The organism is Commensalibacter intestini A911, assembly GCF_000231445.1.
Classification (GTDB): Bacteria; Pseudomonadota; Alphaproteobacteria; order Acetobacterales; family Acetobacteraceae; genus Commensalibacter; species Commensalibacter intestini.
In genome coordinates this window covers 1-16,080 of sequence record NZ_AGFR01000010.1, presented here as the reverse complement: position 1 = coordinate 16,080, position 16,080 = coordinate 1, and the positions used below count along the sequence as shown (strand labels likewise).

Below are 16,080 nucleotides of genomic sequence, written 5' to 3'. Positions count from 1 at the left end.
ATCAAGGAGAAGAAACAACGCCTGGATTTCAATTTTCTAAATATAAGTATTTTATAAAATAGATAAAACTTAAAAATTAATGTAAATGGCTCTTCTCAAGACTTACAATAAGCAAGAACTCCTACTCGCACAATCCATATTGAGAGAACTTCAATCTTTTAATAAACAAAACGCGCTTTGATAAAAAAGTTTCTACCCATTTCTGGATAACCCATCGCAAGTTGATAGTTTTGATCTAACAAATTTTTAGCACCAGCACTGATTTGCCATTGCTCGGTCAATTGATACATCACACTGGTTGCTAAATTAACGTAATGCCCTGTTTTATAATAATCAATCCCATAGCTATCCGTTGTCCATCGATTGGAAGCAATATCAACACTGGGCATAATTTGTAATTTTTTAATAGGTTTCCACAACGCATAAACAAATGCTTTATTCTTTGGCACATCGGTTGGACGAAAATTCGCGTTGGTCGGATCGGTCATTTCACGATGAATATAGGTATAATTCCCTCCAATTAATAAATTAGAGAGCAAATCAATCTCTGTTGATAATTCAAATCCAACATAATTTCCATGACTGACATTCCGATTTTGAGTAATTGAAACGCCTTCATACACCATTGGAATAGCAACAATCGCATCTTCAATATGAGAATAAAAGACAGCTCCAGCCACTTTGACTTTATCCCAATTATGAGACATCCCAATTTCATAATTTTGTGCACGTTCTGGCTTTAACCCTGGATTAGAAACTGCACCACCAAAACGCGTGCTAAACCGTTCAAATAAAGAAGGAAAACGCACACGATCAGAGAAACTGACATACGCATTGGTTTTCGGATCAATCGTCCATGCTAAACGAGCTTGCTCATTAAAAGCGCCTCTATTTCTGGTAGGATATGAAATAATTTTATTTGTATCCGAAGAGAAACCCTGAGCCTGATCCAAAATACGCCAATCATAGCTACCACCCACCGTCAATTTTAAAGACGGCAAAAGATCATATGTATTATCTGCTGCTATACTATAACTTTCTTCGATTGATTCCTGATTAGGCTGCGTATACCCTCCAGGAAAGCTTTGAGTATGTTCATTATGTTCATCTAAACGCCCATAAAAGGCGAAATTCATTACATCTCTGCTGCTCACATCCCAAGTCAGACGCACGTCCCCACCATAAGCAACATCATAATAATGACTATTAAATGCTTTTTTCAAAGACTGAGTTGTTTGTGTAATATTATCAAAACTTCGTAACAAATTATCAAACGTATTGCGATAAATACGAAACTTTAAAATCAAACTATCGGTTAATTGCGTATTACTCATGAACGACAGAGAATCTATATCCCATGTCGGCCAATTCCATATTTTTTGCAAAGATGGCGGATCTACCGTACTTAACGGCGCGTTTTTCTTTCCTTCCTGACGTGTATAACTCAATACATACTCGTCAGTATCATTCGGTGTAATGCCAATTTTTGTATTAATCCGCCAATCTTCAGACCCAGAAAGAAGACGTTTTCCTTTTCCTTGAGACACTGTCGGGGTAAATTTTGAAGATAGATCCGTATGGCCAACGTTATTGTCATCAAAGCTGACTTGAGCATACCATTTCTCTTGTTTTGTTCCCAAATACCCAAAAGAATTAAAAGCATTATATCCGCCTCCATTCCCTAAATTAACATTACCACGTGCTTCTGCTTCAAGGGGTTTCTTGGGTTTTCTCGTCACCAGATTAATCATACCGCCCATACCATCAGGGCCATCAATGACAGATGCATAACCTTTACTAATCTGAATTTCAGCAATATCAGGGGTTACAAAACGACCAAAATCCAGTCGATTATCATACGGTAAATAAACTCTAATCCCATCAAGTAATAAAGGCACTTGCAAACGACTAAATCCACGAACATACAACATTCTCTCATTCCGAGAATTGCCTGTTGTGGCAACATTCACCCCTGGTAAAATATTCGCAGCATCATCTAATGTATTCAGGTTGAGATCATTCATAACTTTTGAGGAAATAACCGAATTCCCCACCAGCATTTTGCTATGTTGTCCATAAACGGTAATTTCTTCTGAAGAAGGTGTTTTTTCCTTTGTATCCTTCTTCTCATCCTTGGAACTATCTTTTGTAGTATCCTTAGAAGGATCCGCCTCTTGTCCATAAGCCGCAGAAAAAGGATTTAGAGGCAACAAACTCATGCAAGCAACGAACATGTAGATAATTTTTTTATGCATCATATGGACTAACATCGTGTAAGATTTTATCAAACGTAAACTAGGACGATCTCTTTTAATGTCAATAGATACAAAGGACTAGTCCTAATGATGTATTTTCTATTTTTTCAAATAAAATAAAGTGTTTCTAAACAATAAAGGATTTCTTTTATGCGCTCTTTCAATCCAAAATTTCTTGCTTTATGTTTAACCATGGGACTAGCCTCCTTCGCAGCTCAATCTTATGCTCAAAATAAACCAGAGCAATGTGCTGATCATGGCAAAAATAAAGCCACTCATGCCAATCATCACCAACAACCATGCACAGCCCTTCCAACAGAGATGAGCTCTTGGAAAGCGCCTATTGCGATCTCTGCTGCGAAAACAGGTGCTGAACTCTCTCAGTCTGTTGTTGAGATCAACAAAGCCGTTCAAGCCACTTTATTCCCATCAAAAACTGTACAATTTGTTGTCGCTCCAGAAGAACGTGGTGGCAGTGTCAGCTTTGCAGGTATGATTCAATTTGATGTGCCAACACCAGGAACATATCGAGTCACTACCGATAGTCGCCCGTGGGTTGAAATGGTTAAAGACGGAAAAGCCATTGATTCTATTAAGCATCAACACGGGGCTCAATGCTTAGGAATGGAAAAAATCTTAGACTTTCCATTATCTGCAGGTCGCCACACCATGGAATTCACAGCAAACGGCAAAGAAACCATTAAATTTATAATTGTTCCTGTTTCTAGTTCTAAATAAACATTGGTAATGATCATATGATAAAGATAAAGACTCTTATTTTCACCTTTGCGATAAGCTGTTCAGCTGTTTTCAGCTATACTGTCATCGCAAAATCAGAAGAAAGCAATCAAACGACGGTAGCTGATCAAGTGAAACTGGGTCGTTATCTTTTCTATGATGCGGATATGTCAAAAGACGGCAGTATGTCTTGTGCGACTTGTCACAGACAAAAACATGCGTTTACCGATGGTAATCCGACTCATCCTGGCGTAAATAATGATCAAGGGGTGTATAACGTTCCTACCTTGGCAAATATCGGGCAATTTCAAACCTTTACTTGGACTGAACAACATGTCCACACCCTAGAAAAACAAGCATTAATGCCTGTTACAGGAACAGTTCCTGTTGAAATGGGTATGTTTAAAAATGAAAAAGAAATTGAAAAACGTATTGCTTCGAATGCATGCTATGTTCGTTTATTTAATTCAGCCTTTCCTGATGCGCAAGGCAACAAAGTGACCATGGAAAATATTACCAAAGCCATTGCAAGCTTTGAACGCACTTTGATTTCTGATCATAGTATCTGGGATACGAAACAAGGCTATACGCCAGAAATGCAACAAGGCGAGAAAATATTCTTTGGTAAAGGGCAATGCGCGACTTGCCATACGCCGCCTTTATTTACAGATCAAAAATTCTATAAAGTGAATAAAGATGCAAGCAAAGCAATGAGGACGCCTACTTTACGAAATATTGCTCTAACGGCACCTTATTTCCACGATGGTTCTTTGGATACTCTAAAAGAAGCCATTGAAAATCACGATCCTCATTTAACCAAAGTGCCACAACTTTCTGAGCAAGAGCTCAATCAGGTCATCGCTTTCTTGAACTCTTTAACCGATAAACAATTTATTAGCGATCCTAAATTTTCTTTACCTGCAGAACCTTGCGAGTAAAAATATCTGGAGTTACAATCACACTTATATTGTAACTCCACCTTGTTATGATTTAATTCATACAATTCCCACCATCCACATTCAGCGTCTGGCCTGTAATATAATCTGAATCTGAAGAAGCCAAAAAAACAGCTGTTCCTGTAAAATCTTCTGCAACGCCCATTCTTCCTAATGGAACAGCTTTGCCAACCTGACGTTTTTTCTCTCCAATTTGAAGATTTTCATATTTGGCAAATAATGCATCCACATGATCCCACATTGGTGTATCAATCACCCCTGGAGCAATTGCATTTACATTAATTTTATGTTCTGCCAAAGCCAAAGCTGCTGATTGTGTATAACTGATAATCGCAGCTTTTGTTGCACAATAATGCGCAGAAAGTGCCTCCCCACGACGGCCAGCTTGCGAAGATATATTTAAAATCTTGCCTCCTTTTCCTTGTTTTACCATTTGTTTTGCAACTGCTTGCATCATAAAAAAGGAACCTTGCACATTTACGGAAAATAAACGCTGAAAATCATCAAAAGAATCTTCTAACAAAGGACGCATCCCGTAAATACCAGCACCATTCAGCAAAATATTAACCTCACCAAACACTTTAACCGCCGTTAGAACAGTTTTTGCAATATCCTCAATTTTACTAATATCCGCAGTCACCGTTACAATACGATTTTTATATTTGTCTTTTAAAGGTGCAAAAGCTTCGTCTACATGTTTTACATCAACCAAGACACAGTTTGCGCCCTCCTCTAAGAATTTCTTAGCAATTGCATTACTAATGCCACTGCCTGCACCTGTAATAATGGCTGTTTTATTGGTTAGTTTCATTGTAAATCCTTTATTTTCAAATAATTTACAAAGATTGTATCAAAAAAAATAAAAACTTTAATTCACATGTATTTTATTACCGCACAAAACAACGACCTCTTATTGATATTTTAGTGGAAGAATAATCTTTATCCTATTTTGTTGGAATGATGCTCATAACGTTTTTTCAACTTACCTTTATGGTCAAACCAATGTGCTTAAAAGAAATAAGTAATGCTTATCAAACATTACATATAGTTATCATCATAATTCCTAACAATAGAGCATACATAAAAACAGAATATATATCATTACTACATACTTACTTACACTAGTATGCTCTTCACAAACCTCTTCGCCTCCAACATCACTCACTTTTATCAATCAATAAAGAACTATGCATGATGGATACCATACCTGGTATTTTAAATACCTATCGATAATAAAAGTTGGCACATCCAGCAATTAAAATACAGTTAATAAGTAATAATAAAAAATATATGTGCCATAAGTTTTATTTTGTCTTTAACTGGGTGTGTCACAGGAGGTATTTCAGTGTATGGCCCTGTTAAAACAGAAAATGAAGGAACCAGTCACAGTGGAGGATCATCAACTGCAGGTGGCACAGATAGTCCTGTAACGACACAAATAGGAAATCGTAACCCTGATGAGCTTATTACCCGAGTTCAAGCATATTACCAAAGCAAAGGATTAACACCCTTAGTTCAAAACACACAGGTTGGTATTGTCGCAACAGCTGGTAATGATTTAACAATAGCGGGTCTTTACTTAGATTGTTCCAGTGTAGAGCAAACACAAAATATTCAAAAATACTATCGCATTGTCACGCAAGTATGGAGTAATGGTAAAGGAAGCAACGTTTCCGTTCAAGTCAATGGATATGCTGGTTTAGTCGCCGCTGATGGAAATGACAAGATAAAACCAACCGCTTGTACCTCAACTGGTGCATTTGAAAATGGCTTGTTAGAAAGCTTACAAAAATAATTTATTGTTGTTAATAACAACGAATATTGAAATTTTAGAAGTCAGTTTAAAAAATATATTATTTGTATTTTTTAAATTCGGCTTATTGACTGATGATGTGATTTATCTTTATTCCGATCAAACCAACATAATTGAGCAAGATTAGTAGCTCCCATCAGACAGAATGTAGAGTAACAAACTTTACATATAAAAAATCATTTTGTGGCGTTATTTCAGAATAATCCATAAAAAAACTCATTTCACTATACAAAAAATAAAAATATGTTGGCAATGAATACCAACATATTTCCTTAGTCATTTTATTATTTATGGTAATTTAATCTTATGATGCTTTTTCAAAAGCAGCAGCAATATTTAAATCCACTTCATTCCCAACTTTAGGCAAATAAGTCATAATACCAAAATCTCCACGATTAATTTTTCCTGTGATTTGGAAGCCAACCGTATAAGCTTTATCCAATGGATTAATCCCTGCACCTACATAAGTCACATGTAACGTCACTGTTTTTGTAATCCCGTGCAAGGTTAAATTCCCTGTAACATCCGCTGTTTTCTCACCTGTTTTTACAGACTTTGTTGAAACAAACTGAGCAGTTGGATATTTTGCTGCATCAAACCAATTTGGATCTTTTAACTCTTCGGTTAATTTTGTGCTGGTGGTTTGAATGCTTTGGATCGGAAGCTCAATCGTTAATTTATTTTTACTGACGTCTTTCACGTTTAAATTCAAAGAACCAGAAATATCAGAAAAATTGCCTGAATAATTCGTAAATCCAAAATGAGAAACTGAGAATAATACTTGAGTATGATGAGGATCGATTTTATAAGTGCCGTTTTTTACATCTTGTACAACAGTCACAACGTCTGAGCTTGCTTGTTGAGCGGTTGCAGCATGTGCGCCTTCTACTGCAAAAAATAATGCGGTTGCACCTAATACACTAGCGATAATTTTTTTCATGATCATTTTCCTTTGATTAATATTTGAAATTATATTTAAATCTCTTGTAATAGAATATGATCTATTTCTTTTGATTTGATAATATCCCTTTTTATTAAAAGATTATAAACTGTGAGTATAAAATAAAATGCTTGATCGTATAACCAGCATGCAAATCTTCGTCAAAGTGGTCAATACAGGCAGCTTTTCTGCCGCTGGTCGAGCATTTAACCTATCCCCCACAATGATAACCAAACATATTAATGCTCTGGAACAACGTCTAAATTGCACTTTATTACACCGCACCACGCGTAAAATTTCATTAACCGAAGCTGGCACTTTATTTTATCAAGGCTGCGATAAAATCCTCTTGGATATGGATGCGATTGAACAAACCATCACCGCTCAGCATGTTAGTCCAAAAGGACACCTCAAAATCAATGCGCCCCTTTCATTAACATTAAGGCACTTTTCTCCCTTACTGATAGAATTTTCAAAGCAATACCCAGATATTACGATTGAGTTAGGGCTCAATGACCGTATTGTCGACTTAGTCGAAGAAGGTTGGGATTTATCCTTACGTATAGGAAAAATGATTTCCAGTACATTAAAAGCACGTAAGTTGACTTCAATCGAGTTTATTTTATGCGCTTCACCTGACTATTTAAAACAACACGGAACACCTCAGACCATCCAAGACCTACCTCAACATCAATGCTTACTGTATAGTTTAGGCACCTTAATGAACCGATCTTACTGGAAATTTGGCAAAAATGGAGAACATAATATTCGAGTAAATGGATCATTAACGGCTAATAATGGTGAGATGTTAAGAGATGCTGCCATTATGGGACAAGGAATTGCTTACTTACCTAAATTTCTCTTAAATAAAGAGCTTCAAGAGAAAAAACTCGTTGCTATCACCCTAGATTACCCAACGATTCAAGAGGCTGCTTTATATATTATGTATCCACCCGCTGATTATGTACCACTAAAAAGTAGAGTAATGATCGACTATCTCGTGCAACATTTCTCTCAAAAAGCACCTTGGGATTAGCCAATATGAATTCTTATTTTTAAAATCTGTTCAGATTTTCTGAAATATCACTCTATCATTGTCATGAAGCATATAAAGTATAATGAAACAATTAGTATTTAGTTTGTCTTTAAGTTTGTTGCTCTGTGGATGCGCGATCTATAATAGTGAATATTATATTCCTATTAATAATCAGACGGGTGATGCAAAACCTTTATCAAAGGATGATGTTATTCGTGTAATAATACCAAATAATTATCCAATAATACTTTCTAATATGTATGGTAAAAATGGTGGTCATCCAACGGTCATTATATTGGTTGATTCTGCGCCAATTGAAGGTTCAAAAACTACTGTTTTATGAACAGGGTCAAAACGCCTCTATTGACTCATTTTCTTTTTCTTATGCATAATGAAAAATTAACCGATTAACGGTGAACAGAGTCAATCAGAAAGGATTAGAAATGGTTTCTAAAATGACTATCATTATCATGGATAATATTAAAAAAAAATTAAAAGACGAAACAAATTTTATTACCCTTGATGACCTTCTAACAATTATTGGAGAAATGCTTCAACCTCGAATGGACGATATTTCTCTAAATCAAATTGATACATGCATTAATGAAGGTTTTTTAGAAAACACTACGGAAGATGACGTAAAAGGTTATAACGTTTTGAAATATCCTTGTGAAAGTTAAGCTTGAAGCTAAGAAAAGACGTGTTCAAGATAAAATAAGAGACGATGGACAGCCTTAAGGTGGCTTTAAAGCTTCTTGAACATCGTCATCAAGAAAAAACGGATACAAAAAAGCAGCAAAAAATAACAAGGCATCAGAGCCTCAAAAAACGATCTTTACTGGATATGCAACGATAACAACTGATAATAAGGTTAGCACTATTAATACAGACCATTTAACGGCAACAGTATTTGCTAACTATCTAAACATGATGGGTAAGAAATGGGTTTATTTTACGAATACGGGCTATACCCCTCTTTATGCAACCGATCCCAACGCCCATCAAAGTAACCAATAAGAAATAAAACTATCTAACAAATCAATAAAAATATTTCTTGTTATAAACAACAAACGACAACATATCTCCTCCAAATAACGAGGCTCATACGTCTTTATAACTTGCTATCTATAGAAACTGTTAGAAAACGCAGAACTATACAGAAAATATCTTTAATTTTTACTTTCCCTACATCATAATGCGATATAGGAAATCTAAAACGAGCATTCCAAAAAATTATTCAAATCGCTTTTTCTTTTAAAATCGATTGTACAAAACCATCTAAATTCCCGCCATTAAATAGATATCCTTGGATCTTTGCATTTTCAGCAGCTTTAACGTCTGTGTCTTTATCTCCAATTAAAAAAGAACGCTCTCGATCTATTGGCCATTCTTTACAAGCACGATCAATCATCCCTGGATTAGGTTTACGATCGATATGATCTTGACGGTAAGCCTCTATGACAGATTTAGGATGATACGGGCACAAATAAAAATCATCAATATACGCATGGTAAGGTGTTAATGCTTCTGAAATATAATGATGAAACTGATGGACATCTGCTTCGGTAAAATATCCTCTTGCTACCCCAGACTGATTCGTCACGACAATGACTAAAAAACCCAACTGATTCATTCTGGCAATTGCATTCCCTGCCCCATCAATCAATTGTAATTCATCTTTACGATGCGGATACCCTGTATCCACATTAATCACCCCATCACGATCCAGAAAAATACAGGGTTTTAGTGTAGATAAAGCAGATTGAGTAATCATTGATATATCCTCATCCATAGGAATAATAAAAAATAGTGTAGTAATATTGCTTAACACAAAAGAAATATTCTATATTAAAAAATATCTATTTTACTATAGTTTATCTTATCGCTTTAATAGTATTAAAATAGTCTTCTTTTTTACTTTTTGAAAAAGTTATGTTAGAGTGCCTTTTTTCGTTATGACTTGCCTAGTCATCCCTATTGTTTAATCTATAAATCAAAAAGGTAAAATGTTAATTGGATGGTAAATAAAATTAGTAGCAAATCTCGCTTTATACTTTATTTAAGCACTTCTTCTTTGATTGTAACTTTGCATTGCGCCACAGCTTTTGCAAAACCTTCACTGCATCAAAAGAAAGATCAACAATTCAATCAACTTATTGAAAAAAGAGATGACACGCCCGATCAAGATACGGCGTTAAATAATCCCGAAGCCGATCCTGACATCGATCCATCAGGCGAACTCCTCCTTGGAGGCGTCAATAAATATCTGGATAAATACGGCATTCAATTAGGGCTCAGCTGGTTAACAGAAACCGCAGGCGTTATTAATGGCGGGAAAAAGAAAGGGGCAGATTATGCCCACCAAGTTGCTTTTTCCATTGATATGGATTGGGAAAAAATTATTGGTTGGAAAGGTTTTTCAACCCATGCCATGATTTTAAATCTTGCTGGACGAAATGCCAGCACTGATTATGTTGGAGATTCTCAAATCCAAGCGCAAGAGATTTATGGTGGGGGTTATGCCCGTTTCTTCCACATGAACTATGTTTATGGTTTGCAAAAACTATGGGATGATAAAGTTGAAATCCGCTTTGGACGCGATAGCGTTGGAAATAATTTTGCGCTAAGCCCTTTCTCTTGTCAATTTATGTTAATTGCAACTTGTGGACAACCCAGAAGTGTTCAATCTCAACAAGGATTTAGCCCTTGGCCTGGGACGGTATGGGGTGCAAAAATTCTTTATAACTTCACGTCAAATGCTTATGTACAAGTCGGTGCTTATGAGAGTTCTCCTTGGGGAACAGGAAAAGGCGGACCTGCAGGATTTGATTGGGGCGTAAAAGCTGCAACAGGTGCTTTTGTTCCTGTTGAGGTTGGTTATACCTCCAACTTTGGTAAAAGTCATTTAAATGGTTATATCCACGTAGGTGCCGGTTTAGATACCAGTCGCTTTCAAACATGGTCAAGTCAAGCAACAGGTTCTGGTAAAAAAGATAATCGTGCACAATATTGGGTCATGATGGGGCAAATGATCCATCGTAATGACCAAATCAAAGATCATGGACTATATGTTATTGCCAACTGGGGACACGATTCTCCAACAACATCTAGCTTTAAAGATCTCTATAATATCGGCGTCATTGATAAAGGGTTTTGGCATGCTAGACCTTATGACCAATTTGGCCTGATGATGACTTATTATACGGTTCCTAGAGGATTAAGCAGAGCACAAGAATATCAAATCAATAATGGAATGGTTTCTGGCGCAAATGGAATCTTTAATGGCTTACTCAATGGGGCTCCTGGCGTTCAGTCAAACAGTCTTTTATTTGAAGCTAATTATGGTATTTCCGTCTATCGCGGCGTAATGATCATGCCTGTATTCGAATATTTTCATAATGTTGCTGCGACCAAAAGCACCTATACAGATGCTGCTGTTTTAGGCTTCAGAACAAATGTTGTATTTTAATTAAGACTATTATCGTATTAATTATATAAAATCTTGCCATTATTTGATTATATCTTTTTAAGATAAGACTATAATTATATCCTATCTTAAAAAGACAATAACAAGGTTCTACCCCTTATGTTCACAGTAAAAAAATACTTATATGGTTTTTCCCTAGGAATTATCACCATTGGTTTAAGCAGTAGTCAGCTTGCGTTTGCACGTAACCATCATAAACGTGGCCCACCTCCACCTGTTGTTGCGCCTAAAGACACACACTTAAATCCAAAGCAAAGCGAAAATGATATGACCCCCTTTGCACAACAAGTCAACCCAAAACAAAATGCAATCGATAAAAGCAATGCACCTGCTGCGTTAATCCCTCGTCGTTACGCGAGCTCTTCAGCAAAAAAAGTAAATGGCAGCGAAGGATGGGTCAATAGTAAACATCGGAAAAGTAAGTATGACTTAGGGATCAATGCTCCTGTTGCACAAACAGCAGATCCGACACAAAATAAAACTCGTGGCGTTTTTCGTCGTGCAATGCCTGTTTACGACCCAAGTTATTAATATTTTTTAGACAAAATCTCTGTAATCGCTTTTTTCGCCTCTTGAACAATTTCTTCAAGAGGTTGTGTATTACTGTACAAATCTAAAATTGGCGCACCATTAAAAGTAATTTTTTGAATAGTTTCGATTTTTTTTACCATCGAAGACAAACGATGATCAGGCTTGCGCTGCATTGCTGTATCAATATCAACATTTAAACGAATAACCAAATCTGGTTTATGATCAGTCATCCAATAATAAAGCTTACGCTCCCACCTTGTGAAATAGCTAGAGATAATATTATCAGGATGATCAACCGTTAAGTCAGGCCCATCCAACCCACCAATAACAGAAGTCTGAGGAAAACGATCCGTAATAATTAAAAAACCCTGTTTTTTTAACCTGAGCATCTTGTAAAAACGATATACACGCTTCAACGATAGTAAAAACATAATCAAGGCAACCCCCGCTTTAGGCCCTTTATCAGAGCGAGCCTTATTTGCTTTACCTGCAATGCCATGATCTAATTTTTTACCAAAAAATGGAAGCTTAGCAATCATACGCCCAATACCACCTGTTTGGCGTCCCAAATGACATAACTTAACAGGATAACGTGTCTCCAACCATGCTTTAAGTTCTATGCAAACAGTTGATTTTCCAGAACCATCAGCACCAATAACCGCAATAACAGGAAGGGACATATCGTTTTTCATAAAGTTTATTTCTCTATATCTTTGATTCATTATTTGTATATTACAATAAATTACGATAAAATTTGATTTGATTTATCGGCAAGAACTATTATAAGTCAATTTCTTAATACTTTTAGTAAATGTGGTACATGGAACATTCTTTTATTCGAACTCGCCATAAACTATCACAAAATTCGGAGAATATGCATTGATATTCTATTTAGAATAAAAAAAACATAATTCTGTGGTCCTAGTGAGTTCTTTAAAATTTAGAAAATATATATGTCGTATCAAAAATCCCAAAAGCCTTTAGCTCCCTTAATCGCCTTTATCGGTTGTGATGGTTCTGGTAAGTCTACATTAAGTATAGACTTAACCAATGTGTTATCTCAATCATATCCGACGCAACGCTGTTACTTAGGACAAGGTTCAGGAAATATTGGTCGTCGAATCAAAGAGATCAAGCTTATCGGCCCTATTCTTGATCGAATTATCGATAAAAAAGCAACCACAGCTCGTAATAAAGGCAATAAAATTCCTGGTTTAACCACAGCAATTGTTATCTTTGCTTTTTCTTGTATACGATATTACAACTTTCAAAAAATGATGAAAGCTCGCCAAAAGGGCGTAATCACGATTACCGATCGCTATCCCCAAACTGAAGTCAGTGGCTTTTATGATGGTCCAGGCCTCTCTGCTGCACATACAACCAATTGGCTAATATCTAAGCTAGTTAAATGGGAGTATAAACTTTATGATCAAATGGCATCCGTTAAACCTGATGTCGTATTTCGATTAAATATCGACGTAGATTCGGCATATCAACGAAAACAAGACCACGATTATGACTTGTTACAATTGAAAGTCGATGCAACACCAAAACTTTCTTTTAGAGGCGCACGAATTGTTGATATTGATTCAACACTCCCTTACAAAGAAGTCTGTCAAATTGTCTCTAATGTGGTAAAAGAAATTATCTAATATTTTTCTTTTATTGGGGCGAATTGTTGTCTTTTCATTGCAAACCTCTTTTTATAAGCGGAATAACGTTATTTTTTATAGCTATCCTTATTGCACTTTTAACACCATGGGATGCTATCCTTAGCCATTTTTTTATTCTATCCCCTACGGATGGACTTACGTCTATTACCAAAAATATTTCAAAATTGGGATCTTTTGCAATTATCACTCCTATGACACTAGCCTTAGGAGGATGGTTATGGCTAAAAAGACGTTTCTATGAAGCGCTTTGGGCCGTTGCCACAATGGGATCTTGCAGAATAGTTTTTACAATATTAAAAATTATCGTAGGAAGAGAACGTCCTGTTTTTAATGATTCTTTAACCCATGCAATCAGTTATAGTTTTCCTAGTGGGCACTCTGTCAACTCTATAGCCTTTTTACTTGTTTGTTATTTCATTTTTTCTCAAAGAAAATCTATTCTGTTTATTGCAATTATCACCACTCTACTCATTGGATGGACAAGATTAGCACTTGGGGCACATTGGTGCAGCGATGTTCTTGCTGGTTGGGGATGTGGTTTAATGTGGATCTCTATCACTTATCAAGCTAAAATATCTATCCCTTTGCAAACTTATGTCAATAAATACCTTCCACATCGATAACAATAAATATAACCCATAAAGATCCAAAATGATGTTCAAAACAAAAACACCTATCAATGCCAAACAAATTGTCGATTTCGAACGTTTTCAATTTTCACAACAACAATGCGATCAGCTCTATGATATGATTTGCGTTGATGATGAAATTAATCTGGATATTACATTACCCAGCACAATTGATTTCCAGTATACACAACAGCAACTGATAGAAAGTTTTATGATTTGCCGTAAAGTATGGCTTGACGGTATTTTGGATCAACGTTTTTCTAAAATTATTAGAAGTCTATGTACTACCAGTATTATTTCTGAAGAAGATAAAGTCATCTATAAGATGATGAGGGCTAAATTCAAGCATCTCTGCTACGCATATCGCGGCTTTGATGCTCGTCATAAACGCCCTTTCCTACTTGGTAATATTACTGGATTATTAGGAATGATTCAGGATGGTTTTAAAAATCACAAAAGTAGCATTGTAATTCCAAATGCAATCCTTTTAAATGCTTTATGGAATGAACAAGGACTATCACTCTTAAAAAGAGAAGTGTATCGTTTTTTCCCATGCGATTTAGATGACTTTAAATCTGCCATTCACAAACGAGCTATTTTCATCCAAAAAGAAATCCACAAGAATCAAACTTTATCTGCTCATCAGTTCCATATTTTAAGAAAACAAATGAGCATGTTCTCTGCACTTTATGGAACTTTTGATGTATTATATCCCTCTTCTTACCATCATCAAACGTTCCAATATCTAGCAACCATTAATGGTTTAATGGGTGATTATCATGATGTATTAATAGAAAAGAAGATTAATAGAACCCAAAACTATTTCTTTGATCAATTTTCGTTACCAAAAGAGATTTCCCAAAGATTAAATATCTTTATCAAAGCTTTTAGATAACCATTTATACAAAGCACACATACTGAGACAATTATACAACAACAACTCATGACTTAATCATATATATATTGGTTATATTTACATAATTAATTCTGCATTGTAACTATAATATACAATTAATTTTGGAGAATATATTATGAGTAATAATATCGTAACACCAACAACATATAGTGATGAAGAATCATTAGTATCAAATAGTGCGGTTACAATTCAAGGTGGATCAGGAGTTCTTCCCCGTTACTATAATTGCACAGTCACAGCTATGAATTCTAATATTATGGTTAATGGTACTCAAAATAGTAACTTTAATGTCATGGGTGGTACAACAACAATCAATGGTGCTCAATATAGTAACTTCATGATCTCTGGCAGTCCTACCACTGTTAGTGGTGGCAATAATAACAATTTTAATGCAGATGGCAGCTTACTCTTTAGCCAAGGCACCGGTTTTAATTCGATTGTAAACACTGGCCAAACTTTTATATTTGGAACTGATGGATTAAATTTAGTTTTAAGATCATATAATTCCGATGCTTTATTTGTAGCAAATGAAGGAAACGAAACTTTAAATGCTGCAGGGTCTACTTCACCAATAACTGTATACGCATCTCAAACTTCTAATCATAATACCAACCTTGTAGTCACAACAGGTAGCGGTAATGATGAACTAGATGCTGGTACAGGAAACTCCACATTAAACGGTGGTGCAGGTAACAATATATTTGTCTTTAATAAAGATACTGATGCTGGTGGTAGAACAGTTATTGGTGATTTTGCAGTATCAGCTGGTAATAAAATATCTCTTTATAATTACAATTTAACGCAAGACAGTTTAGGTGCCCTTTTAGCTAGCTCTCATAATGATTCTAATGGGAATGCTGTTTTAAACTTAGACAATCATCAAATTACAGTACAAGGTGTATCTATTAATAACCTTCATACTGAACAATTTAATATTTAATTATCTAACCAAATATTAAATGATCGTTTAAAGCTTATAGATTTTATTCTATAAGCTTTTTTATTACACTGATAAAAATATTTATTAATATGACAACAGCTTATAATTGTCTCTGAATTACTTACAAAACATTGTATCTAACTGTATAGATAGTATATATAATTTT

General features: G+C 35.5%; 17 protein-coding genes. 12 read left to right on the top strand and 5 right to left on the bottom strand.

What is annotated here, in order from left to right:
• Positions 1–158 precede the first annotated feature (158 nt).
• Entirely contained in the window at positions 159–2,258 is a 2,100-nt protein-coding gene (locus CIN_RS09345; protein WP_050798414.1) for a TonB-dependent receptor plug domain-containing protein, read from the bottom strand.
• Between the two features lie 147 nt (positions 2,259–2,405).
• Here CIN_RS09345 and CIN_RS09340 point away from each other — a divergent pair, with 147 nt between their 5' ends.
• Complete coding sequence (locus CIN_RS09340; protein ID WP_008854844.1) at positions 2,406–2,993, top strand: hypothetical protein; 588 nt, start codon at positions 2,406–2,408, stop codon at positions 2,991–2,993.
• A gap of 17 nt (positions 2,994–3,010) precedes the next feature.
• Positions 3,011–3,931, top strand: coding sequence for a cytochrome-c peroxidase (locus CIN_RS09335; protein WP_083813390.1), 921 nt, complete (start codon positions 3,011–3,013; stop codon positions 3,929–3,931).
• 52 nt (positions 3,932–3,983) lie between these two features.
• On the opposite strand, the gene CIN_RS09330 is transcribed toward CIN_RS09335, so the two are convergent.
• Positions 3,984–4,760 (bottom strand): L-iditol 2-dehydrogenase, encoded by a 777-nt coding sequence (locus tag CIN_RS09330; protein WP_008854842.1) that lies wholly within the window; start codon positions 4,758–4,760, stop codon positions 3,984–3,986.
• Positions 4,761–5,294: 534 nt separating this feature from the next.
• Here CIN_RS09330 and CIN_RS09325 point away from each other — a divergent pair.
• Positions 5,295–5,744, top strand: a complete 450-nt coding sequence (locus tag CIN_RS09325; RefSeq protein ID WP_008854841.1) for a hypothetical protein — start codon at positions 5,295–5,297, stop codon at positions 5,742–5,744.
• A gap of 322 nt (positions 5,745–6,066) precedes the next feature.
• On the opposite strand, the gene CIN_RS09320 is transcribed toward CIN_RS09325, so the two are convergent.
• Positions 6,067–6,702, bottom strand: a complete 636-nt coding sequence (locus tag CIN_RS09320; RefSeq protein WP_008854839.1) for a YceI family protein — start codon at positions 6,700–6,702, stop codon at positions 6,067–6,069.
• A gap of 127 nt (positions 6,703–6,829) precedes the next feature.
• Between CIN_RS09320 and CIN_RS09315 the strand changes: the two genes are divergently transcribed.
• From CIN_RS09315 to CIN_RS09305, 3 genes are all read left to right on the top strand, one after another.
• Positions 6,830–7,738 (top strand): LysR family transcriptional regulator, encoded by a 909-nt coding sequence (locus tag CIN_RS09315; RefSeq protein WP_008854838.1) that lies wholly within the window; start codon positions 6,830–6,832, stop codon positions 7,736–7,738.
• Positions 7,739–7,820: 82 nt separating this feature from the next.
• A complete protein-coding gene (locus tag CIN_RS09310; protein ID WP_040364343.1) occupies positions 7,821–8,081 on the top strand; it encodes a hypothetical protein in 261 nt (86 codons plus the stop codon).
• Positions 8,082–8,181: 100 nt separating this feature from the next.
• Entirely contained in the window at positions 8,182–8,418 is a 237-nt protein-coding gene (locus CIN_RS09305; RefSeq protein WP_008854837.1) for a hypothetical protein, read from the top strand.
• Positions 8,419–8,975: 557 nt separating this feature from the next.
• Here the strand turns inward: CIN_RS09305 and CIN_RS09300 are convergent.
• The gene (locus CIN_RS09300) at positions 8,976–9,512 is read right to left on the bottom strand and encodes a D-glycero-alpha-D-manno-heptose-1,7-bisphosphate 7-phosphatase (protein WP_040364342.1); all 537 of its coding nucleotides are present in this window, start codon (positions 9,510–9,512) and stop codon (positions 8,976–8,978) included.
• Between the two features lie 243 nt (positions 9,513–9,755).
• Between CIN_RS09300 and CIN_RS09295 the strand changes: the two genes are divergently transcribed.
• Both CIN_RS09295 and CIN_RS09290 read left to right on the top strand, forming a co-directional pair.
• Complete coding sequence (locus tag CIN_RS09295; RefSeq protein ID WP_008854834.1) at positions 9,756–11,207, top strand: carbohydrate porin; 1,452 nt, start codon at positions 9,756–9,758, stop codon at positions 11,205–11,207.
• A gap of 117 nt (positions 11,208–11,324) precedes the next feature.
• Positions 11,325–11,756: a hypothetical protein gene (locus CIN_RS09290; protein ID WP_008854833.1), complete on the top strand. Its 432-nt coding sequence runs from the start codon at positions 11,325–11,327 to the stop codon at positions 11,754–11,756.
• On the opposite strand, the gene CIN_RS09285 is transcribed toward CIN_RS09290, so the two are convergent.
• Positions 11,753–12,448: a nucleoside/nucleotide kinase family protein gene (locus CIN_RS09285; RefSeq protein ID WP_040364341.1), complete on the bottom strand. Its 696-nt coding sequence runs from the start codon at positions 12,446–12,448 to the stop codon at positions 11,753–11,755. The genes CIN_RS09290 and CIN_RS09285 overlap by 4 nt on opposite strands.
• Before the next feature lie 261 nt (positions 12,449–12,709).
• On the opposite strand from CIN_RS09285, the gene CIN_RS09280 reads away from it, so the two are divergent.
• The 4 genes from CIN_RS09280 (at position 12,710) to CIN_RS09265 (ending at position 15,914) form a co-directional block, all read left to right on the top strand.
• Positions 12,710–13,408 (top strand): nucleoside/nucleotide kinase family protein, encoded by a 699-nt coding sequence (locus tag CIN_RS09280; protein WP_008854831.1) that lies wholly within the window; start codon positions 12,710–12,712, stop codon positions 13,406–13,408.
• A gap of 26 nt (positions 13,409–13,434) precedes the next feature.
• Complete coding sequence (locus CIN_RS09275) at positions 13,435–14,052, top strand: phosphatase PAP2 family protein (RefSeq protein WP_040364339.1); 618 nt, start codon at positions 13,435–13,437, stop codon at positions 14,050–14,052.
• Between the two features lie 28 nt (positions 14,053–14,080).
• Positions 14,081–14,953, top strand: coding sequence for a hypothetical protein (locus tag CIN_RS09270; RefSeq protein WP_008854829.1), 873 nt, complete (start codon positions 14,081–14,083; stop codon positions 14,951–14,953).
• A gap of 136 nt (positions 14,954–15,089) precedes the next feature.
• Positions 15,090–15,914 (top strand): calcium-binding protein, encoded by an 825-nt coding sequence (locus CIN_RS09265; protein ID WP_008854828.1) that lies wholly within the window; start codon positions 15,090–15,092, stop codon positions 15,912–15,914.
• Positions 15,915–16,080 lie beyond the last annotated feature (166 nt).